This is a genomic window from Pseudomonas rhodesiae (genome assembly GCF_013285305.1).
Taxonomy (GTDB): domain Bacteria; phylum Pseudomonadota; class Gammaproteobacteria; order Pseudomonadales; family Pseudomonadaceae; genus Aquipseudomonas; species Aquipseudomonas rhodesiae.
In genome coordinates this window covers 4,538,781-4,559,901 of sequence record NZ_CP054205.1, presented here as the reverse complement: position 1 = coordinate 4,559,901, position 21,121 = coordinate 4,538,781, and the positions used below count along the sequence as shown (strand labels likewise).

Here is a 21,121-nt window from a genome sequence, read left to right as displayed (position 1 = left end):
CCCCGTAGGACGGCCTCGCGTCCTGATGAATTGCGATGGTCAGGGCCGGCAGTTTGCCGCAAGTCCTCTGGCCAGGCCGCTTTTGGCGGCGTTCGCGACTATAGCAGTAATGATTAAGTGCTTCAATTCCATAAAAAATTGTTATCATCGCCGCCATGACGACTACCGCCCCCCCGACCCCCAGCGTTCAGCTGCTTGAGGTCTCGCCGGAATATGCCGGCCAACGCATCGACAATTTTCTCCTGGCCAGGCTCAAAGGCGTGCCCAAGACCTTGATTTACCGCATCTTGCGTAAAGGCGAAGTGCGCGTGAACAAGGGGCGGATCAAGCCCGAGTATAAATTGCAGGCGGGCGATATCGTCCGTGTGCCGCCGGTTCGCGTGCCTGAGCGCGACGAGCCTGTGCCGCTGGCACAAGGCCTGCTTCAGCGTCTGGAAGCATCGATAGTCTTCGAAGACAACAAGCTGATCGTGATCAACAAGCCCTGCGGCATTGCGGTGCACGGCGGCAGCGGCCTGAATTTCGGCGTGATCGAAGCCTTTCGTCAGTTGCGCCCGGATGCCAAGGAGTTGGAACTGGTGCACCGTCTGGACCGCGACACCTCTGGCCTGCTGATGATCGCCAAAAAACGCAGCATGCTGCGTCATCTGCATACCGCTCTGCGCGGCGATGGCGTGGATAAGCGCTACATGGCGCTGGTGCGGGGCCACTGGGCCAGTTCGATCAAGAGCGTTCGAGCGCCGTTGCAGAAGAGCAACTTGCGCTCCGGCGAGCGCATGGTGGAGGTGGACGAGGAGGGCAAAGAGGCGCTGACTCTGTTCAAGGTGCTGCGCCGCTTCGGCGACTTCGCCACGCTGGTGGAGGCTAAACCCGTTACCGGTCGTACCCACCAGATCCGCGTGCACACCCTGCACGCTGGTCACTGCATTGCCGGTGACACCAAGTATGGCGATGAAGATTTTTCCAAGGAAATTCGCGATCTGGGCGGTAAACGCCTGTTCCTTCACGCCTATATGCTGACCGTGCCGTTGCCCGATGGCGGTGAGCTCAAGCTGCAGGCGCCGGTTGATGAGATGTGGGCCAAGACCGTGGAGCGTTTGAGTGTCGCACCGTGACTACAAACTGCTGATTTTTGATTGGGACGGGACCCTGGCCAACTCCATTGGTCGCATCGTTGAGTCGATGCACATGGCCTCGACCCGCTCGGGGTTCGAGCTGTGCAGCGACCTGGCGGTCAAAGGCATCATCGGCCTGGGCTTGCCTGAGGCGATTCGTACCTTGTATCCGCAGATCGCCGATCAAGAGTTGCTCGCATTCCGTGAGCACTACGCCGATCACTACATTGCACTGGAGGCCGAGCCTTCGCCTTTGTTCGAGGGTGTGCGCCAATCCCTGGAGGCGTTCCGTGCCGATGGCTACCACTTGGCTGTCGCCACCGGCAAGGCCCGTCGCGGTTTGGATCGGGTACTCAAAGCCCACGGTTTTGAAGATTATTTCGATATCACCCGAGCTGCCGATGAAACCGCCAGCAAGCCTCACCCTCTGATGTTGGAGGAGATTCTGGCCCATTGTGCCGTTTCCCCGCGTGAGGCGTTGATGGTGGGGGATGCGTCCTTTGACCTGATGATGGCGCGCAATGCGGGTATGGACAGTGTGGCCGTCAGTTACGGCGCGCAATCGCCCGAGGCGTTGCAGCAGTACGAGCCCAGGGTCACGATCGATCATTTTTCTGAATTGCACGCCTGGCTCAATCGGGCTCAATAAGTCTTTGCTGGGGTTTATGGCATGAGTGACGAGTGGAAAGCGCCCGAAAAGGCTGAAAGCAGCGACGACAAAAGCTGGAAGCTGCTGGAGAAAACCCTGCTGGCCAGTGTGCAGGAGCAGCGTCGCTCGCGGCGCTGGGGGATTTTCTTCAAGCTGCTGACCTTCACTTACTTGTTGATCATGCTGGCGCTGTTCAGTCCATTGATGGATATGGAGAAAAGCGCGACCCGCAGCGCCAACTACACCGCGCTGATCGAAGTGCGCGGGGTGATTGCCGATAAAGAACCGGCCAGTGCCGACAATATTGTCAGCAGTCTGCGCGCCGCGTTCGAAGACACCAAGGTCAAGGGCGTGATCCTGCGCATCAACAGCCCGGGCGGCAGTCCTGTGCAATCGGGCTATGTGTATGACGAGATTCGTCGTCTGCGCGCTCTGCATCCGGATATCAAGCTGTACGCGGTGATCTCTGATCTTGGCGCCTCCGGTGCTTATTACATTGCCAGCGCGGCCGACCAGATTTACGCCGACAAGGCCAGTCTGGTGGGCTCCATAGGCGTGACGGCGGCCGGTTACGGTTTTGTCGGTACCATGGAAAAGCTTGGTGTGGAGCGTCGTACCTACACCTCGGGTGAGCACAAAGCGTTTCTTGACCCGTTTCAGCCGCAGAAGCCCGATGAAACGCAGTTCTGGCAGAGCGTGCTTGATACCACTCATCGCCAGTTCATTGCCAGCGTCAAGCAGGGCCGAGGCGATCGTCTGAAGGACAAGGAGCACCCTGAGTTGTTTTCCGGCCTGGTCTGGTCCGGCGAGCAGGCATTGCCGTTGGGTTTGATCGACGGCTTGGGCAGTGCCAGTTCGGTGGCGCGGGATGTGATTGGCGAGAAAGAACTGGTGGACTTCACTGTTGAGGAATCGCCATTCGATCGGTTTTCCAAGAAGCTCGGCGCCAGCGTGGCTGAAAAACTGGCGCTCTATATGGGCTTCCAAGGTCCTACGTTGCGTTGAGATAGTCAGGCTGACATAGCCAAGATGTGGGAGGGGCTTGCCCCTGATTGCTGTGGTGCTACAGACAGGTTGGCTGATCCAGTACTGTCAGGAGCAAGCTCCCTCTCACAATGGGTTTTGCGGTGTTCTTAAGGGACCTGCACGCCTTCGCTGAGCAGCATGTCCACCAGTCGAATCAGGGGTAAGCCGACGAGGCTGGTGGCATCCGGCCCTTCGGTGCTCTGGAACAGGCTCACGCCCAAGCCTTCAGCTTTGAAGCTGCCCGCGCAGTCAAATGGTTGCTCGATGCGCAGGTAGCGCTCGATGCGCTCAATGTCCAGCTCGCGCATATGCACGGTAAAAGGCACGCAGTCGACTTGGCAGCGCCCGGTTTCGCTGTTGAGCAATGCCAGGCCGGTAAGAAAGCTGACACGCTTGCCGCTTGCCGCCAGCAACTGCTCGCGGGCGTTCTCGAATGTATGCGGCTTGCCGATGACCCGGCCGTCGAGCGCGGCCACCTGGTCCGAGCCGATAATCAAATGCCCGGGATGGCTGGCGGCCAACGCTCGGGCCTTCTCCTCGGCCAGGCGTTTGACCAGCTCCACCGCCAGCTCATTTGGACGATGGCTTTCATCGATATCCGGAGAGCTGCAGATGAACGGTAGGTGCAGGCGGTTCAACAATTGCCGGCGGTAAACCGAGCTGGATGCGAGTAATAAAGGCAGCATGGGCGTCTCCTCAGGGCAGGCCGGGATTCTAGCGGGGTGACCGGCTGACGCACAGGGCCGAATTTCCTTTGACATGGCCGGGTGCATCCCTATAATGCTGCGCCTATGTTGAATGACCCGATTCCACCTCACGTTGACCCGCGCAAATTGGCTGATCGTGGCACCTCCCTTCAAGGTGAAGTGCTGCTGGCCGATTTGGAGAGACTCTGCGACCCGCTTTCCGACACTGTCGGTACGGTGCAGGCCAAATTCGTTTTTGAACGAGATGAACGTAAATCTGTGGTCATTCACAGCTTTATCGACACCGAAGTCAAAATGGTTTGCCAGCGTTGTCTTGAGCTGGTCACCCTGCCGATCCACAGCGAATGCAGTTACGCCGTGGTGAAGGAGGGTGCGAATACCCAGTCGTTGCCGAAAGGTTATGACGTGCTGGAACTGGGCGAAGATCCTTTGGATCTGCATGCACTGATCGAGGAGGAGCTTCTGCTCGCCTTGCCCATTGTGCCTGCTCATCATCCGGAAGAATGCCAGCAGCCGGCGGGCCTCGATGACGAGCCCGAACCGAGCGAGGACGAGGTAACGCGGTCCAACCCGTTCAGTGTATTGGCGCAGTTAAAGCGTGACCCAAACGTTTAGGAGTTAATCAATTATGGCTGTTCAGCAGAACAAAAAATCCCGCTCCGCCCGTGACATGCGCCGTTCGCACGACGCTCTCGAGGCAAGCACTCTGTCCGTGGAAAAGACCACTGGTGAAGTTCACCTGCGTCACCACGTATCGCCAGAAGGCGTATACCGTGGTCGTAAAGTGATCGACAAGGGCGCTGACGAGTAATCACTTGTCTGCTCTCGTCATCGCGATTGACGCAATGGGCGGGGACTTCGGTCCCCGCAGCATTGTTCAGGCCTGCGTTGCCAGCCTGTCTGCAACACCCTCGCTGCACCTGACCCTTGTCGGTCAACCCTCCCTTCTCGAAGAACTGATTGCCAGCCATCCGGCGGTGGATCGTGCGCGCCTGAGCATTGTACCGGCCAGCGAAACCATCACGATGGATGAAAAGCCGGCGGCGGCCCTGCGCGGTAAACCTGACTCTTCGATGCGGGTGGCCCTGGAACTGTTGCGCGACGGCAAGGTGCAAGCCTGTGTCAGCGCCGGCAATACCGGGGCCTTGATGGCGTTGTCGCGGCATGTGCTCAAGACCTTGCCCGGAATCGACCGGCCGGCCATGGTGGCGGCGATTCCCACGCAGACAGGCTATTGCCAGTTGCTGGACCTCGGGGCGAACGTGGATTGCAGTGCCGAGCACCTGTTCCAGTTCGCTGTGATGGGCTCGGTGGCGGCGCAAGCCTTGGGCGTGGCCCGCCCGCGCGTGGCGCTGTTGAACATCGGCACCGAAGACATCAAGGGCAACCAGCAGGTCAAGCTCGCCGCGACGCTGTTGCAAGGCGCGCGAGGCTTGAATTACATCGGCTTCGTCGAAGGTGACGGTTTGTATCGTGGCGAAGCGGACGTGGTGGTGTGCGACGGCTTTGTGGGCAATATCCTGCTTAAATCCAGCGAAGGCCTGGCGACCATGATTGCCACGCGCATCGAGTCGTTGTTCAGGCAGAGCCTGGTCTCGCGTCTGGTAGGTGCTCTGGCGCTGCCATTGATGCGTCGTCTGCAGGCTGATCTGGCGCCGGCGCGGCATAACGGGGCGAGTTTTCTAGGCTTGCAGGGCATTGTGGTGAAAAGTCACGGTTCGGCGGGCGTGGAAGGTTTTCAGAGTGCGATTGCCCGCGCGGTGATCGAGCTCCAGGAAAACCTGCCCCAACGCCTGCATGGCCGTCTCGAGGACCTGTTGCCTTAGGCGAATTGGCCCAGGAATGCTTAAATGTGACCGGCCAGTTCAATTGACCATCCAATCTGTCAGTTTCGTGCGCTCCCACCGTAGGGGCGCCCATTTCCGACGACCAGATCATTAGGGGCTTGTTACATGTCTACATCCCTCGCATTCGTCTTTCCAGGGCAGGGCTCGCAGTCCCTCGGCATGTTGGCCGAGCTGGGCGCGCAATACCCGCTGATCCTGGATACTTTCAAGGAAGCTTCCGATGCCTTGGGTTACGACCTCTGGGCACTGACCCAACAGGGGCCGGAAGAGCAACTCAATCAAACTGATAAAACCCAACCGGCGATCCTGACTGCCTCGGTTGCCCTGTGGCGCTTGTGGCTGGCAGAGGGCGGCGCGCGTCCGGCGTTTGTTGCAGGTCATAGCTTGGGCGAATACAGCGCTCTGGTCGCGGCGGGTAGCCTGACCCTGGGTGAAGCGGTCAAGCTGGTCGAGCGCCGTGGTCAACTGATGCAAGACGCCGTTCCGGCCGGGCAGGGCGGCATGGCCGCTATTCTGGGTCTGGACGACGCGGTGGTGATCGAAGCCTGCGCCGAAGCCGCTCAGGGCGAAGTGGTCAGCGCTGTCAACTTCAACTCCCCTGGCCAGGTGGTGATTGCCGGTGCCAAGGCCGCCGTCGAGCGCGCCATTGAGGGTTGCAAGGCGCGTGGTGCCAAGCGTGCGCTGCCGTTGCCGGTGAGCGTGCCGTCCCATTGCGAGCTGATGCGCCCGGCGGCCGAGCGTTTTGCCGAGTCCATCGCTGCGATCAACTGGCAGGCGCCGCAGATCCCGTTGGTACAGAACGTCAGCGCAGCGGTAGTGGCCGACCTCGACACCCTCAAGCGCGACCTGCTGGAGCAGCTCTACAAGCCGGTGCGTTGGGTTGAGTCGGTCCAGACCCTGGCCGCCAACGGCGCCACCGAGCTGGTTGAGTGCGGTCCGGGCAAGGTCCTGGCTGGCCTGAACAAGCGCTGCGCCGATGGGGTCTCGACATCCAACCTCAATACCCCGGATGCCTTCGCTGCCGCTCGCGCGGCACTGGCCTGAACCCTGAATTCCGAACTTAGGAGAAGCCTGCATGAGTCTGCAAGGTAAAGTTGCACTGGTTACCGGCGCAAGCCGTGGCATTGGTCAGGCGATCGCCCTGGAACTGGGCCGTCAGGGCGCCGTCGTGATCGGCACCGCCACTTCCGCTTCGGGCGCCGAGCGTATTGCCGCGACCCTGAAGGAAAACGGCGTTCAGGGCACTGGCCTTGAACTGAACGTGACCAGCGATGAGTCCGTGGCTGCCGTATTGGCCGAGATCACTGCACAGTTCGGCGCCCCGTCGATCCTGGTAAACAACGCCGGTATCACCCGCGACAACCTGATGATGCGCATGAAAGACGACGAGTGGTACGACGTGGTCGATACCAACTTGAACAGTCTGTTCCGCCTGTCCAAGGGCGTTTTGCGCGGCATGACCAAGGCGCGCTGGGGCCGAATTATCAATATTGGCTCCGTAGTGGGTGCCATGGGCAACGCAGGCCAAGTAAACTACGCAGCCGCCAAGGCCGGCCTGGAAGGTTTCAGCCGCGCACTGGCGCGTGAAGTCGGTTCGCGCTCGATTACGGTCAACTCGGTGGCCCCAGGGTTCATCGACACCGATATGACACGCGAACTGCCGGAAGCACAGCGTGAAGCCTTGCTGACGCAGATTCCGCTGGGCCGTCTGGGCCAGGCTCAAGAGATCGCGAATGTGGTCACTTTCCTGGCATCTGACGGTGCGGCATACGTGACTGGGGCTACAATCCCGGTGAACGGCGGGATGTACATGAGTTAAATTGTGACGGATCGCTTCAAAAAAATGTCATACGAGCTGTCTAAAATCCGTTATAAAGCTGCAACTTAATTTATAGGCAGAGGGTCGTTCGGGGTACAGGGTGAAGCTTTCAGTTGAAAAGCTGAAAAGGCTTTCTATACACTTACCCACTGGCCAGCTGCCTGAATTTGTCCATTAGGAGTGAAAACAAGGTATGAGCACCATCGAAGAGCGCGTCAAGAAAATCGTTGCCGAGCAACTGGGTGTTAAAGAAGAAGAAGTGACCAACAGCGCTTCCTTCGTTGAAGACCTGGGTGCCGACTCCCTTGACACCGTTGAGCTGGTGATGGCTCTGGAAGAGGAATTCGAGACCGAAATCCCGGACGAAGAAGCTGAAAAAATCACTACTGTTCAAGCTGCTATCGACTACGTTACTGCCCACCAGGCGTAATTGTTTGTAGTCGTCGCTTGCTGTCAGGGAAAAACCGCACTGCTGTAACGGCGTGCGGTTTTTTCTTTAGCTCCAATGAAAAGTGAGCGCTGAAGCAAAGTGTCGTCATCAAGAAAAAGGAGAGTGCTGTGTCGCGTAGACGCGTCGTAGTCACCGGTATGGGTATGTTGTCGCCACTGGGTACAGATGTGCCGAGCAGTTGGCAGGGCATTCTGGCTGGCCGCAGTGGTATTGGTCTGATCGAACACACAGACCTTTCTGCCTATTCCACCCGTTTTGGCGGCTCGGTAAAGGGGTTCAATGTCGAGGAATATCTCTCGATCAAAGAGTCCCGCAAACTCGACCTGTTCATTCAATACGGTTTGGCTGCTGGTTTTCAGGCAGTGCGTAATGCTGGCTTGGAAGTCACTGACGCCAACCGTGAGCGTATCGGCGTAGCCATGGGTTCGGGCATTGGCGGTTTGACCAATATCGAAGAGACCAGCCGCACGCTGCATGAGACGGGCCCACGTCGGATTTCGCCGTTCTTCGTGCCAGGCTCGATCATCAATATGATTTCCGGCTTCCTGTCCATCCACCTGGGCGCACAGGGACCCAACTACGCAATCGCCACGGCCTGCACCACGGGCACCCACTGCATCGGCATGGCTGCGCGCAACATTGCCTATGACGAGGCGGACGTGATGATTGCCGGCGGCGCCGAAATGGCCGCCTGCGGCCTTGGCATGGGTGGCTTCGGTGCCTCTCGTGCGCTGTCGACCCGCAACGACGAGCCGACCCGCGCCAGCCGTCCCTGGGACAAGGGCCGTGATGGCTTCGTGCTGTCCGACGGTGCCGGTGCCTTGGTATTGGAAGAGCTGGAACACGCCAAGGCGCGTGGTGCCACCATCTATGCCGAACTGATTGGCTTTGGCATGAGTGGCGACGCCTACCACATGACTTCGCCACCGTCCGATGGTGCTGGCGCCGCGCGCTGCATCACCAATGCGTTGCGTGATGCAAAGGTCAGTGCCGACCAGGTGCAGTACATCAATGCTCATGGTACCTCGACCCCGACCGGCGACCTGGCGGAAGCCGAGGCCATCAAGTCGGTGTTCGGCGAGCACGCCTATAAGCTGGCGGTCAGCTCCACCAAGTCCATGACCGGTCACCTCTTGGGTGCGGCGGGCGCGGTTGAGGCGATCTTCAGCGTGATGGCCATCAAGGATCAGGTCGCACCGCCGACCATCAACCTGGATGAGCCGGACGAAGGCTGCGACCTGAACTTCGTGCCTCACGAAGCCCAGCCGATGCCGATCGATGTGGCCATCTCCAACTCGTTTGGCTTTGGTGGCACCAACGGCTCCCTGGTGTTCCGCCGGTTCGCCGAGTGATGCATTGCTGGGTCGACGGTCAGCCAGCGGACACCGTGCCCCTGAAAGACCGGGGCCTGGCATACGGCGATGGTCTATTCGAGACCATTGCCGTCAAGGCCGGGCGGCCCGTGTTGCTCGACCGACATCTGCAGCGCCTGGAAGAGGGTTGCCGGCGCCTCGCTTTAAAGGTCGACCACCGCCTTGTGCGCAATGAAGTGCTGGCCTACGCCGCCGGCCTCGGCGAAGGCGTTCTCAAGTTGATTCTCACCCGTGGCGACAGCCTGCGCGGTTACGGCATGAACCCCGACGCAGCGGTGCGTCGCATTGTGCAGGGCAGCCCGCCCGCCTCCTATCCCCTGGCCCACGGAATCGACGGCATTCGTCTCTTTCCGTGTGCCACCCGTCTGGCCGAGCAACCGCTGTTGGCCGGGCTCAAACACCTCAATCGGCTGGAACAGGTGATTGCCCGTGCCGAGTGGCAGGACGTCGAGCATGCCGAAGGCTTGATGCTGGATATGTCCGAACGTGTCATCGAAGGCGTGTTCAGTAATTTATTTATCGTAAGCAACGGTTTGTTACTAACCGCCGATCTGAAGCGTTGCGGGGTTGCTGGCGTCATGCGTGCTGAGATTCTGGCTCAGGCCGAAGCGCTGGGCGTCCCGGTGGCCGTGGCCGACATCAATGTCGAGCAGTTACGGCAGGCGGACGAAGTCTTTGTCTGCAACAGCGTTTATGGCATTTGGCCGGTGCGTGAGTGCGCGGCGATGAGCTGGTCGGTTGGCCCGCTCACCCGTAAACTGCAGGGCATTGTTCGCGCCTTATTGGATATTTGAGTTGATACGAAAACTGGTTGTACTGCTGCTGATCGGTCTGTTTTCCGCCGGTTTGCTGTTGGGCTTTTCTGCCTGGAAACTCGACTCTGCCCTCAAGCAGCCCTTGAAGCTGACCCAGGAGCAATTGCTTGATGTACCGGCCGGGGCAACCCCCACCGGCACCTTCAATCGCCTCGAAGCCGACGGCGTGCTCGACGACGCCTTCTGGTTGCGCCTTTACTGGCGCTTGAACCTGGATGGCCAACCGCTGCACAGCGGTGAATATCGCATGACCCCCGGCATGACTGCCCAGGGGCTGATCGGTTTGTGGCAGCGTGGCGAAGTGGTGCAATACAGCCTCACGTTGGTGGAAGGCTGGAACTTTCGTCAGGTGCGGGCGGCGTTGGCCAAGCACGAAAAAATCGTGCAGACCTTGGCGGGCCTGCCTGACAGCGATGTCATGGATAAGCTCGGTCATCCAGGTGTGTTCCCCGAAGGGCGATTCTTTCCCGATACCTACCGCTTTGTGCGGGGCATGACTGACGTTGAATTCCTGAAAAAAGCCTATAACCGCTTGGACGATGTCCTGGCTCAGGAGTGGAGCAAGCGCGCCGCCGATGCGCCATACACCGATCCTTACCAGGCGCTGATCATGGCGTCTTTGGTGGAGAAGGAAACCGGCATACCGGAAGAGCGCGGTCAGATTGCCGGTGTGTTTGTGCGCCGCTTGAAGATCGGCATGTTGCTGCAGACCGATCCCACGGTGATCTACGGCCTGGGCGAGCGCTACAACGGCAAATTGACCCGCGCCCATCTCAAGGAAGCCAACCCGTACAACACTTACATGGTGGCCGGGTTGCCGCCGACACCGATCGCGATGGTCGGCCGTGAGGCGATCCATGCGGCGTTGAACCCCGCACCGGGCAGCAGCCTGTATTTTGTCGCGCGTGGCGATGGCAGCCATATTTTCTCGGATGATCTGGATGCGCATAATGCGGCCGTGCGCGAGTTTCAGCTCAAGCGTCGGGCCGATTACCGCTCCAGCCCGGCACCGGTGGTGAAGTCGCCGGAAGAGGCAGCGCCTCCGGCCGAGGCGGTGCCGGATACCGCCGCGCCTCAAAGCCCGCAATGACTCTGACTAAGGACCGCCTGTGACTGGCTTGTTTATTACCCTGGAAGGCCCGGAAGGCGCCGGAAAAAGCACCAACCGCGACTACTTGGCCGAGCGCTTGCGCGCCGAAGGCATCGAGGTGGTGTTGACCCGTGAGCCTGGCGGTACGCCTCTGGCCGAACGCATCCGTGAAGTGCTGTTGGCCCCGGGCGAAGAACAGATGAATCCGGACACCGAGCTGCTGCTGGTGTTCGCCGCCCGCGCCCAGCACCTTGCCGAAGTGATACGTCCGGCCCTGGCCCGCGGCGCCGTGGTGATCTGCGATCGTTTCACCGATTCGACCTACGCCTACCAGGGCGGGGGGCGCGGCTTACCCCTGGAGCGCATCGCCACGCTGGAAACCTTTGTACAGGGCAGCCTGCGCCCGGACCTGACCCTGTTGTTCGATCTGCCGGTGGAAGTGGGCATGGCGCGCGCCAGTGCCCGTGGTCGTCTGGACCGTTTCGAGCTGGAAGGCCAGGTGTTCTTCGACGCCGTGCGTCGCGCTTTCCTCGCGCGCGCCAAGGCTGAACCTGCGCGCTATCACCTGCTGGATGCGGCGCAACCGTTGGCCAATGTGCAACAGGCCATCGATGCGCTGTTGCCCGCGCTGCTGGAGCGGGCCCGTGGCTGAAGCCTATCCGTGGCAAGACAGTCTTTGGCAGCAGTTGGCCGGACGTGCCCAGCATGCCCATGCCTATTTGCTGCATGGGCCGGCAGGCATCGGTAAGCGCCATCTGGCCGAGCGCTTGATGGCCAGTCTGTTGTGCCAACGGCCGGTCAACCTGGAGGCTTGCGGCGAATGCAAATCCTGCTTGTTGCTCAAGGCGGGCAGCCATCCGGATAACTACCTGCTCGAACCGGAAGAGGCCGACAAGGCGATCAAGGTCGACCAGGTGCGCGATCTGGTCAGCTTCGTGGTGCAGACCGCGCAGATGGGCGGGCGCAAAGTGGTGCTGATCGAGCCGGTGGAGGCGATGAACATCAATGCCGCCAACGCCCTGCTCAAAAGCCTCGAAGAGCCTTCCGGCGACACTGTTCTGTTGTTGGTGAGTCACCAGTCCAGCCGCTTGTTGCCCACCATTCGCAGCCGCTGCGTGCAGCAGGCTTGCCCTCTGCCAAGCGAGGCGATGAGTGTGCAATGGCTGGCGCAGGCCCTGCCGGATTGCTCCGCTGAGGAGCGCGTGGAGTTGCTGACCCTGGCGGCCGGCTCGCCACTGGCGGCCGTCAAGCTGCAGGCCCAAGGCGTGCGTGAGCAGCGGGCCCTGGTGGTCGATGGAGTGAAGAAACTGCTCAAGCAGGAGCTGTCCGCCACTCAGTTGGCCGAGACGGCCTGGAAGGATATCCCTCTGCTGCTGTTGTTCGACTGGTTCTGCGACTGGTCCAGCCTGATCCTGCGCTACCAACTGACCCAGGACGAAACCGGCCTGGGTCTGCCGGATATGCGCAAAGTGGTGCAGTACCTCGCGCAGAAAAGCCCCCAGGCCAAGGTGCTGACTATCCAAGACTGGATCCTTGTCCAGCGCCAGAAAGTCCTCGGCAAAGCCAACCTCAACCGTGTGCTGCTGCTTGAAGCGCTGCTGGTGCAATGGGTTGGCCTGCTCGGGCGCCGTTGATCCTTCGATGGCCGACGAGTGTATCGTTGGTCAGACATTTACCGTGACTTAAGTCGTACCTTCTTATGCTCGTAGATTCCCATTGCCACCTTGACCGCCTTGACCTCGCCCAGCACGCCGGGTCCCTTGACGCTGCGCTTGAAGCGGCGCGCCAGCGCGGGGTAGGGCATTTCCTGTGCATCGGCGTCAGCGCCGAAAACGCCGCTGATGTCAAAGCCCTCGCCGAGCGCTACGCCGATGTGGATTGTTCGGTGGGTATCCACCCGCTGGACCTCCAGCCTGGTGAAGCGCCAGCGCTCGATTGGCTGCTGGCTGAGCTCAATCACCCACGCGTGGTGGGCATTGGCGAGACCGGCCTGGATTACCACTACGAGCCCGAAGCCGCCGAGTTGCAGCAGGCGTCCTTCCGTTTGCACCTGCAAGCCGCCCAGCAGACCGGTAAACCGGTGATCGTCCATACCCGTGGCGCCCGTGCCGACACATTGACGCTGCTGCGCGAAGCCGCCTTGCCCCAGGCCGGTGTGTTGCATTGCTTCACAGAGGACTGGGACATGGCCAAGGCCGCCCTGGACCTGGGTTTCTATATCTCCTTGTCGGGGATTGTCACGTTCCGCAATGCCGATGCCCTGCGCGACGTGGCGCGACAAGTACCGGCCGACCGTCTGCTGGTGGAAACCGACTCGCCATATCTGGCCCCTATCCCCCATCGCGGCAAGCCGAACCTGCCGGAGTACGTACGCGATGTGGCGGATTACCTGGCAATGCTGCGCGGCGTGCCCTACGAGCGGTTCGCCGAGCAGACCACCGAGAACTTCAAACGCCTGTTCCCGTTGGCTCATGTCGCCGCTTGAGGGACCAAATCCCAGGCAAAAAAAACCCGGGTTCTGGGGGGTGAATCCGGGCTAAGACCATTAGGAGTAAACAAGGGCACGCAGTCCGTCGGTACCCAGATCGGCGTTTCACTTGGGGGAGATGTCACGCCGACAGTTGAAGTATTGATCAGTATCCGATTCAGTCCAGTCGCCCCTGATCGTTTTTTAAACAGATTTGGAATACGTGCGCTTCAGTTGAGTTCTCATCGACGCCATGGGCATGGGTGGATGTTGCGTATTATTTCTGACTGATAACCGCTGATTCGTTGGCATGTTGTCATTAAAGTGCAGGGTGGGTTCACATAGGCGTTGCCCAACGACCGTTCAGTCGGGATAATCCCTCGCATCGGGTAAATCGTATCGCCACGTATCCGTGGCCTTGCATGGCCCTCCCTCTACCGACCTCTGCAGACCTCTTCCTCATGCACAAAGAACCCCGTAAGGTCCGTGAGTTTCGCCGCCGAGAGCAGGAAATTCTAGACACCGCGCTCAAGTTGTTCCTCGAACAAGGTGAAGACAGCGTCACCGTCGAGATGATTGCGGATGCCGTGGGTATCGGCAAAGGCACCATCTACAAACATTTCAAATCCAAGGCCGAGATCTACCTGCGCCTGATGCTCGACTACGAGCGCGATTTGAACGAGTTGCTGCATTCGGCCGACGTGGACAAGGACAAGGAAGCCCTGTCCCGCGCCTACTTCGAATTCCGTATGCGTGACCCCCAGCGCTACCGCCTGTTCGACCGACTGGAAGAGAAGGTGGTCAAAGGCCATCAAGTCCCGGAAATGGTCGAGGAGCTGCATAAGATCCGCGCCTCGAACTTCGAACGCCTGACTCTGCTTATCAAAGGCCGTATCAGCGAAGGCAAGCTGGAGGATGTACCGCCGTATTTCCACTATTGCGCCGCCTGGGCGTTGGTGCATGGCGCCGTGGCGCTGTATCACTCGCCGTTCTGGAGCAATGTGCTGGAAGATCAGGAAGGGTTCTTCCAGTTCCTGATGGATATCGGTGTGCGTATGGGCAACAAGCGCAAGCACAGTGCCGAACCGGCGCTTGAAGCCACGCCCGCCACTCAAGATTAGCTGCCAGGCGCAGTAACCCAGGAATATACTCAGGCAAGGATCTTGCTAAAAGCTGATTTATAGGTCAGCTTTTAGTGCGCCCGAATTATCCTCTGCCGGAGTGTTCCATGATCGTTGATCGTCAAGGCAGGCGTTTTCGCAATTTGCGGATCAGCCTGACCTCAGCCTGCAATTACGCGTGTACCTACTGCGTGCCTGATGGCAAGCGGCTGGTGGCTGCCCAGGACGAACTCTCGGCCGAGGCCATGGCCCGTGGCGTGGCGTACCTGATTGAAGCGGCCGGCATCGAGCGTTTACGCATCACTGGCGGTGAGCCGCTGGTCAGTCCCAAGCTGGAAGTGTTCCTCGGTGCCGTGGGCCAGCTGGGGCTGAGCGATATCAGCCTGACCACCAATGGCCAACTGCTTGCTCGCAAATTGCCGTTGCTGGTGGATGCCGGCATCCGGCGTATCAACGTCTCCCTCGATACCCTGGACGCCGGCGCGTTCCGCAGCATTGCCCGTGGCGGCGACCTGGCCACCGTGCTCGATGGCATGGATCGGGCTCGCGCCGCCGGGCTCAAGATCAAGGTCAATATGGTGCCATTGCGCGGCCAGAACCTGGATCAGGTGATGCCGCTGCTCGATTACTGTCTGGAGCGCGGCTACGAGTTGCGCTTTATCGAGTTGATGCGCATGGGCCACCTGGCCAAGGATTCCAATGCCTTTCTGCAGCAGTTCGTCAGCCTGCAACAACTGTTGAGCCTGATCGGCGAACGCTACGAATACTTGCAGGCCAATGCCCCCGTGGACGCCACGGCGGTGCGCTATGAAGTGCCGGGCAAAGGCCATTTCGGCGTGATCGCCAACGAAAGCGTGCCGTTCTGCCGTACTTGCTCGCGGTTGCGGCTGTCGTCCACCGGTTGGTTGCATGGCTGTCTATCGTCGAGCAACCGCCACTATGTCGGCGACTTGCTCGACAAGCCCCGTCATCAGGCGCTGCCGGCCTTGCAGGGTTTGTTGATGAAAGCCCTGGGCGATAAGCAGGAAGTGGCATTCTCCGGCGGCGCAACCATCATGAAAATCATCGGCGGCTAACGCCGCATGTGTGCAGCTGCCCTGGCCCAGATTCTGCATCTCGTGCCCATTCGCCGGTTTTCCGTCACCGGCTTCTGGAGGAATAGGATGCGTAGTCTGGTTTTGTTGCTGGCGTCGTTGACGCTGAGTGGTTGCATGACCGTCAGCGATATGGCCGAAGGCACCCGCTATCAGATGAGTGACGCCGGGTTGCTGGATCACAGCGACACTCGCCGCACGGCGTCGATTCGTGTGCAGCCGGATTCCTTTATTTTTATCGCCCAGGGCGCGTTTGTGCCGCCGGGCAGTGCCTATCCGCGTCCGAACGTGGTGGCTGAGGAAGCCTTCAATGGTTTCGTCGAATATTTCCCCATGGTACGTCGCGCCCGGCAACCTGAAGGCCTTGAGCAAGCCATGGCCGAAGCCCGTGCGGCGGGCGCTCATTACCTGCTGTACTGCCGCTTCGCCAAGGCCGACGACCGTATCGGTAACGCCGATGAATGGGCCGATCAAGAGGCGCTCGACCGCGTTGGCCTGGACAGCGGCGTTATCCAGATCATGTTGATCGAGACCAGCACCCAGTATTTGATTGATACTGCACGTATTCGCAGTCGTGGCGGTTTACTGACATTCCACGACAATAAGCCACAAGACCTGATTGCCCGTCCCCTGGCGCAGTACGCACGCAGCTTGCTGGGTATGAGTGATCAATAGGTCCGGCGCATCCTCAAGGGAGAACCCATGACCGATTCCGCCAAGGCCAACGATCTGTTGGCGCAACTGCCCAAAGGCAAGGGCCCGGCACCGGTGCATCTGTGGAACCCGGAGTTCTGCGGCAATATCGACATGCGCATCGCCCGCGACGGCACCTGGTTTTACCAAGGCACACCGATCGGGCGAAAGCCGATGGTCAAATTGTTCTCCAATATCATTCGCCGCGATGGCGATGATTACTTTCTGGTTACCCCGGTGGAAAAAGTCGGGATCGTGGTCGACGACGCGCCGTTCGTTGCGGTGACATTGGAGGTGGAAGGCGAGGGCGAAAGTCAGCGGCTGCGCTTGACCACCAACGTCGACGAGCAGATCGAGGCGGGTCTCGAACATCCCCTACGGGTGGTGATTGACCCGGTCACCGAAGAGCCATCGCCTTATCTGCGCGTGCGCGCCAACCTCGAAGCCCTGGTGCATCGCAACGTGTTCTATCAATTGGTCGAGTTGGCAGTGAGTCGTCCGATCAACGGGCGAAATTGGCTGGGTGTATGGAGCGGCGGGGAGTTTTTCCCGATTGGCCTGGAGCCCTGAGGCCGGTTTTTACCAGGCCCTGACATAATTCGCTTGCCGCTCACCGGGCCTTTCGGTTATCAATTTGTACATGATTAGACATGTGCGATTCGATAAGAAAAAACGCGTCGTCGACGAACTCATCCGCCGCATTGAAGGTGGCATGATGGCCGACGGTTTCCTGCTGCCGGGCGAGCACCAATTGGCCGAAGAGTTCGGGGTCAGCCGAGGCACCTTGCGCGAGGCTCTGGCCGAGCTGAAGCGCCGCAACTACATCGCCACCCAGAGCGGGGTCGGCTCCATTGTCACCTTTGACGGCATGGTGCTCGATCAAGCCAGCGGCTGGGCGCAGGCCTTGGCCGATACGGGGGCGTTGATCACCACTGACGTCCTGCGCCTGGAAGCGGTAACCCGCCCGGACTTGCTCAACCGCTTCGGCAGCGATCAGTTCATCGCCCTCGACCGGCGCCGTCGGACCACCGATGGCACTGCCGTGTCCCTGGAACGCTCGTTGATGCCCGCCGCTGGCAGTCTTGAGAGCCTGCCCCGGGTCGGCCTGATCGACAATTCTCTGACCATTACCCTGGCGGCCTATGGCTATGTCGGCGCTGATGGCGACCAGTGGATCGGTGCCGAGCCATTGAGCGACGAAGACGCCGAGCTGCTGGGGCGCCCAGTCGGCACGGTGTTTTTGAAGGCGTCGCGAACCACTTTCGACCGTCGCGGACGTTTTATGGAGTACGTCGAAAGCGTGCTTGACCCTGTGCACTTTCGCCTGCACCTGCAATTCGGAACCGCCAAATGACCCCGCATAATCGCGCCCTCGGCGCCTTTTACGGCCTGGCCCTGGGCGATGCCCTCGGCATGCCGACCCAATCCCTCAACCGCGAGCAGGTACGCGCGCGGTTCGGCGCGATCACAACGCTGGTCGATGCCCACGCCGACCAACCCATCGCCCCCAACATGCCCGCCGGCTCGGTGACCGACGACACCGAGCAAGCGATTCTGGTGGGCGAGTTGTTGGTGCAAGGCCAGGGCACGATCGAGCCTGCGGTCCTCGCCCAGCGCCTGATCGACTGGGAAGCGAGCATGCGCGCCAAGGGCTCCCAGGACTTGCTCGGTCCCTCCACCAAGCGCGCGATCGACATGATCCTCGCCGGCCATACTCCAGAGGAATCCGGGCGTTACGGCACCACCAACGGCGCGGCCATGCGTATCACGCCGGTGGGCATTGCCGCCGATGTCAACGATTCGGTTCGATTTGTCCAGTCGGTGATCCAGGCGTGCCAAGTCACCCACAACACGACCCTGGGCATCTCCAGCGCGGCAGCGGTGGCTGCGGTGGTTTCGGCCGGTATCAACGGCGTGGATCTGGGCGAAGCGTTAAGCATCGGCACCCAGATAGCCCAACAAACCGAGAGCCAGGGCCATTGGGTGGCGGGTGGGCGGATTTCCACGCGCATCAGTTGGGCGCGCACCTTGAGCGTTGGCAGCGGCGATACCGCGCTGTTCGCTGACCTGTTGTATGAGTTGATCGGCACCTCCGTGGCCTCCCAGGAGTCAGTGGTGGTGTCGTTCGCCCTCGCGCAGCGGGTGGCGGTGGGTGAGCTGACGGCGCTGGACGCGTTGTGCCTGGCCGCCAGCCTCGGCGGCGATACCGACACCATCGCAGCGATGCTGGGCGCCATGCTTGGCGCTTGTCTGGGCATGCAGTGCTGGCCACCAGCGATGATCGAGCAGGTCAGACGGGTCAATGGGCTGGATTTGCAACCCTTGGTCCAGGGGCTGCTCGCCTTGCGTTAAGCGCGCGTTGCGACGTGCGTTGCTGAACACAGTCAGGATGACGGGTTAACCCTTTAACTATTTGCCATCACCACAACAAATACAGGCATCAGGAGCAGCACCATGAGCAGCACGTCTGCCGGCCAAAACGCCGGGCAATTGGAAACACGCGGTATCGAACCGGTCCCCGAAGCGGAGTGCAATGGTCACCCGCTGCAGCTGTTCTGGGTGTGGTTTGCCGCCAATATCAGCATCCTCGGCCTGCCGCTGGGTGCCACGTTGGTGGCGTTTCGCGGCTTGGCGATCTGGCAGGCGGTGATCGTGGCGATCCTCGGCGCCGCCGGTTCCTTTGCTGTGGTGGGCATCATCTCCATCGCCGGCCGACGCGGCCGCGCCCCCAGCCTGACGCTGTCGCGCGCCATCTTCGGCGTGCGCGGTAATATCGGTCCGACTCTGGTTTCGCTGATGTCGCGCCTGGGCTGGGAAACCGTCAACACCACTACCGCTGCGTTTGTGCTGCTGTCGCTGTGCTCAATCCTGTTCGGCTCGGCGGTCGAGGCCAAAAGCGCGCCGGTGCTGACCCTGATCTTTATCGGCATTTTCGTGCTGCTGACCCTGGCGGTCTCCGGTCTGGGCCATGCCACTTTGTTGGTGATCCAGAAATGGGCCACTTACGTGTTTGGCGCGCTGAATATCCTAGTGGGTGGTTTTCTCTGCGCCACCATCGACTGGAACGCCGTGTTCAATGCCACGCCGGCACCCCTGAGCGCGATGATCATCGGCATCGGCACCATGGCGGCCGGTACCGGTATCGGCTGGGCCAACGCCGGTGCCGATATGTCGCGTTACCAGCACCGCAGCGTCAAGGCCGCGCGACTGGTTGCGTCCGCTGCCTTTGGCGCGGGCATTCCGCTGGTGCTGTTGATCACCCTGGGCGGCCTGTTGTCGGTGGGCAATAACGACCTGGCGGCGGCCACGGACCCGATCATCGCGATCCGCGACATGCTGCCCACCTGGATGGCGGTGCCGTACCTGATCACGGCGTTCGGGGGGCTGTTGCTGTCGAATAACCTGTCGGTGTATTCGGCGGGGCTGACCACCCTGACCCTCGGTTTGAAGGTCAAGCGCGTACATGCGGTGATCGTCGATATCGTGGCGATCTTCGCCGGTTCGATTTACTTCATGCTGATTGCCGACAGTTTCTACGGCCCGTTTATTACCTTCATTTCACTGCTGGCGGTGCCGATTACCGCGTGGGTCGGCATCTTCGTGGTCGACTTGATCCACCGTCACTACTACAGCGCCCAGGATCTGCTGGACGTCAGCCCCAGCAGCGCCTACTGGTATCGCGGCGGCGTGGAATGGCGCGCATTCGGCGCGTGGGCCGTGGCGATCGTGCTGGGTTTCAGCTTTACCACCATCGGCACTACCGCTGACAACATATGGTTTGCCGGGCCGTTGTCCGACTCCTGGCTGGGCCATAACGGCCTGGGTTGGATTGTCACGTTCTTGGTCGCGGGTGGGATCTACGCCGTGCTGGGTGGTGCATCTGATCGACGCCCGGCGCTGGTTGAGGGCGCGCATGTCTAGATTGCTGCACACGGGGCAGGTCATCGTCGACCTGGTCATGGCCCTCGATACATTGCCTGCCACGGGGGGCGACGTACTGGCCCAATCGGCCAGTTTCGAAACCGGCGGCGGCTTCAATGTGATGGCCGCCGCGCGACGCAACGGCATGCCGGTGGTGTACTTGGGGCGCCATGGCACCGGGCGCTTCGGCGATCTGGCCCGTGCGGCGATGCAGGCGGACGGCATCGACGTGGCCCTGGCACCGAGCAGTGGCAAGGACACAGGCCTATGCGTGGCGCTGACCGAGGCGTCCACGGAGCGCACTTTTATCTCGCGCCTTGGGGCAGAGGGGGAACTGAGCGCCGAAGATTTGGCCAGCGTGGTGCCATGTGCCGATGACTACGTGTATGTCAGCGGCTACAGCCTGCTGCTGGAAGGCAAGGCCCAGCCGCTGATCGACTGGCTGCTGGCCTTACCGCGGACCATCGCGGTGGTGTTCGATCCGGGACCGCTGGCCAAGGGGCCGAATTCGGCACTGATGGTTGCCTTGCTGCCGCGCATCGATATCTGGACCAGCAACGGGCCAGAAGCACTGGCATTCACCGGGGCGCCGGATATTGCGCAGGCGTTGACCGACCTCGCTCGGCACTTACCCGCTGACACGCTGTTGGTGGTACGCGATGGTCCGAATGGCTGCTGGGTGGGGCGTGGGGCTCAGATCGAACATGTGCCGGGGTTCATGGTGCAGGCGGTGGATAGCAATGGCGCTGGGGACGCGCACGCGGGGGTGATGATTGCCGGTCTGGCCCAAGGCCTCGAACCGGTGGAATCGGCGCGCCGTGCAAATGCGGCGGCGGCGTTGGCGGTGACGCGCTGGGGCCCGGCCACTGCGCCGACCGGTGCTGAAGTCGACGCCTTCCTCAAATCATGACAACCAACGGTGGCAGGACGCGG

24 protein-coding genes are annotated in these 21,121 nt (G+C 60.7%); 23 read left to right on the top strand and 1 reads right to left on the bottom strand.

Annotated elements, in window-relative coordinates; translation table 11 throughout:
- Positions 1 to 155 precede the first annotated feature (155 nt).
- The 3 genes from rluC to HRH33_RS20580 are packed head-to-tail and all read left to right on the top strand — an operon-like array spanning position 156 to position 2,769.
- On the top strand, positions 156 to 1,115 hold the full coding sequence (gene rluC, locus HRH33_RS20590; protein ID WP_034114867.1) for a 23S rRNA pseudouridine(955/2504/2580) synthase RluC: 960 nt from the start codon (positions 156 to 158) through the stop codon (positions 1,113 to 1,115).
- Positions 1,102 to 1,764, top strand: a complete 663-nt coding sequence (locus HRH33_RS20585) for an HAD-IA family hydrolase (protein ID WP_034114866.1) — start codon at positions 1,102 to 1,104, stop codon at positions 1,762 to 1,764. The genes rluC and HRH33_RS20585 overlap by 14 nt, the downstream gene beginning before the upstream one ends.
- A gap of 21 nt (positions 1,765 to 1,785) precedes the next feature.
- Positions 1,786 to 2,769, top strand: a complete 984-nt coding sequence (locus HRH33_RS20580; RefSeq protein ID WP_034099896.1) for a S49 family peptidase — start codon at positions 1,786 to 1,788, stop codon at positions 2,767 to 2,769.
- Between the two features lie 128 nt (positions 2,770 to 2,897).
- Here the strand turns inward: HRH33_RS20580 and HRH33_RS20575 are convergent, their stop codons facing one another.
- Positions 2,898 to 3,476, bottom strand: a complete 579-nt coding sequence (locus HRH33_RS20575; protein WP_034139029.1) for a Maf family protein — start codon at positions 3,474 to 3,476, stop codon at positions 2,898 to 2,900.
- Positions 3,477 to 3,581: 105 nt separating this feature from the next.
- On the opposite strand from HRH33_RS20575, the gene HRH33_RS20570 reads away from it, so the two are divergent.
- From HRH33_RS20570 to HRH33_RS20475, 20 genes are all read left to right on the top strand, one after another.
- Positions 3,582 to 4,112, top strand: a complete 531-nt coding sequence (locus HRH33_RS20570; protein ID WP_034099894.1) for a YceD family protein — start codon at positions 3,582 to 3,584, stop codon at positions 4,110 to 4,112.
- 13 nt (positions 4,113 to 4,125) lie between these two features.
- Positions 4,126 to 4,308 carry a 50S ribosomal protein L32 gene (gene rpmF, locus HRH33_RS20565; protein WP_003179396.1) on the top strand — a complete coding sequence of 61 codons (183 nt, stop codon included), beginning with the start codon at positions 4,126 to 4,128 and terminating at the stop codon, positions 4,306 to 4,308.
- Between the two features lie 4 nt (positions 4,309 to 4,312).
- Positions 4,313 to 5,323 (top strand): phosphate acyltransferase PlsX, encoded by a 1,011-nt coding sequence (gene plsX / locus HRH33_RS20560; RefSeq protein ID WP_080761471.1) that lies wholly within the window; start codon positions 4,313 to 4,315, stop codon positions 5,321 to 5,323.
- A gap of 126 nt (positions 5,324 to 5,449) precedes the next feature.
- Complete coding sequence (fabD, locus tag HRH33_RS20555) at positions 5,450 to 6,388, top strand: ACP S-malonyltransferase (RefSeq protein WP_034139027.1); 939 nt, start codon at positions 5,450 to 5,452, stop codon at positions 6,386 to 6,388.
- 31 nt (positions 6,389 to 6,419) lie between these two features.
- Positions 6,420 to 7,163, top strand: a complete 744-nt coding sequence (gene fabG / locus HRH33_RS20550; protein WP_034139026.1) for a 3-oxoacyl-ACP reductase FabG — start codon at positions 6,420 to 6,422, stop codon at positions 7,161 to 7,163.
- Positions 7,164 to 7,356: 193 nt separating this feature from the next.
- On the top strand, positions 7,357 to 7,593 hold the full coding sequence (gene acpP / locus HRH33_RS20545; protein ID WP_016973676.1) for an acyl carrier protein: 237 nt from the start codon (positions 7,357 to 7,359) through the stop codon (positions 7,591 to 7,593).
- Positions 7,594 to 7,721: 128 nt separating this feature from the next.
- Complete coding sequence (fabF, locus tag HRH33_RS20540) at positions 7,722 to 8,966, top strand: beta-ketoacyl-ACP synthase II (protein WP_167418091.1); 1,245 nt, start codon at positions 7,722 to 7,724, stop codon at positions 8,964 to 8,966.
- A complete protein-coding gene (gene pabC, locus HRH33_RS20535; RefSeq protein ID WP_167418090.1) occupies positions 8,966 to 9,781 on the top strand; it encodes an aminodeoxychorismate lyase in 816 nt (271 codons plus the stop codon). The genes fabF and pabC overlap by 1 nt, the downstream gene beginning before the upstream one ends.
- 1 nt (position 9,782) lies before the next feature.
- Positions 9,783 to 10,892 carry an endolytic transglycosylase MltG gene (gene mltG, locus HRH33_RS20530; RefSeq protein WP_123478789.1) on the top strand — a complete coding sequence of 370 codons (1,110 nt, stop codon included), beginning with the start codon at positions 9,783 to 9,785 and terminating at the stop codon, positions 10,890 to 10,892.
- Positions 10,893 to 10,911: 19 nt separating this feature from the next.
- Positions 10,912 to 11,544, top strand: coding sequence for a dTMP kinase (gene tmk / locus HRH33_RS20525; RefSeq protein ID WP_094066822.1), 633 nt, complete (start codon positions 10,912 to 10,914; stop codon positions 11,542 to 11,544).
- Entirely contained in the window at positions 11,537 to 12,526 is a 990-nt protein-coding gene (locus HRH33_RS20520) for a DNA polymerase III subunit delta' (RefSeq protein WP_167418089.1), read from the top strand. The genes tmk and HRH33_RS20520 overlap by 8 nt, the downstream gene beginning before the upstream one ends.
- A 65-nt stretch (positions 12,527 to 12,591) precedes the next feature.
- The gene (locus HRH33_RS20515) at positions 12,592 to 13,377 is read left to right on the top strand and encodes a TatD family hydrolase (protein ID WP_167418088.1); all 786 of its coding nucleotides are present in this window, start codon (positions 12,592 to 12,594) and stop codon (positions 13,375 to 13,377) included.
- A gap of 443 nt (positions 13,378 to 13,820) precedes the next feature.
- Positions 13,821 to 14,480, top strand: a complete 660-nt coding sequence (locus HRH33_RS20510; protein ID WP_034139021.1) for a TetR/AcrR family transcriptional regulator — start codon at positions 13,821 to 13,823, stop codon at positions 14,478 to 14,480.
- 107 nt (positions 14,481 to 14,587) lie between these two features.
- Positions 14,588 to 15,556, top strand: a complete 969-nt coding sequence (locus tag HRH33_RS20505) for a GTP 3',8-cyclase MoaA (RefSeq protein WP_167418087.1) — start codon at positions 14,588 to 14,590, stop codon at positions 15,554 to 15,556.
- 87 nt (positions 15,557 to 15,643) lie between these two features.
- Complete coding sequence (locus tag HRH33_RS20500; protein WP_034139019.1) at positions 15,644 to 16,249, top strand: DUF4823 domain-containing protein; 606 nt, start codon at positions 15,644 to 15,646, stop codon at positions 16,247 to 16,249.
- 27 nt (positions 16,250 to 16,276) lie between these two features.
- On the top strand, positions 16,277 to 16,837 hold the full coding sequence (locus HRH33_RS20495) for a DUF1285 domain-containing protein (protein ID WP_034139018.1): 561 nt from the start codon (positions 16,277 to 16,279) through the stop codon (positions 16,835 to 16,837).
- A 70-nt stretch (positions 16,838 to 16,907) separates the two neighbouring features.
- Entirely contained in the window at positions 16,908 to 17,621 is a 714-nt protein-coding gene (locus HRH33_RS20490) for a GntR family transcriptional regulator (RefSeq protein ID WP_034139017.1), read from the top strand.
- Complete coding sequence (locus tag HRH33_RS20485; protein WP_167418086.1) at positions 17,618 to 18,619, top strand: ADP-ribosylglycohydrolase family protein; 1,002 nt, start codon at positions 17,618 to 17,620, stop codon at positions 18,617 to 18,619. The genes HRH33_RS20490 and HRH33_RS20485 overlap by 4 nt, the downstream gene beginning before the upstream one ends.
- A 102-nt stretch (positions 18,620 to 18,721) precedes the next feature.
- Positions 18,722 to 20,188: a purine-cytosine permease family protein gene (locus tag HRH33_RS20480; protein ID WP_167418085.1), complete on the top strand. Its 1,467-nt coding sequence runs from the start codon at positions 18,722 to 18,724 to the stop codon at positions 20,186 to 20,188.
- A complete protein-coding gene (locus HRH33_RS20475; RefSeq protein WP_167418084.1) occupies positions 20,181 to 21,098 on the top strand; it encodes a PfkB family carbohydrate kinase in 918 nt (305 codons plus the stop codon). The genes HRH33_RS20480 and HRH33_RS20475 overlap by 8 nt, the downstream gene beginning before the upstream one ends.
- The last annotated feature ends 23 nt before the right edge of the window (positions 21,099 to 21,121 follow it).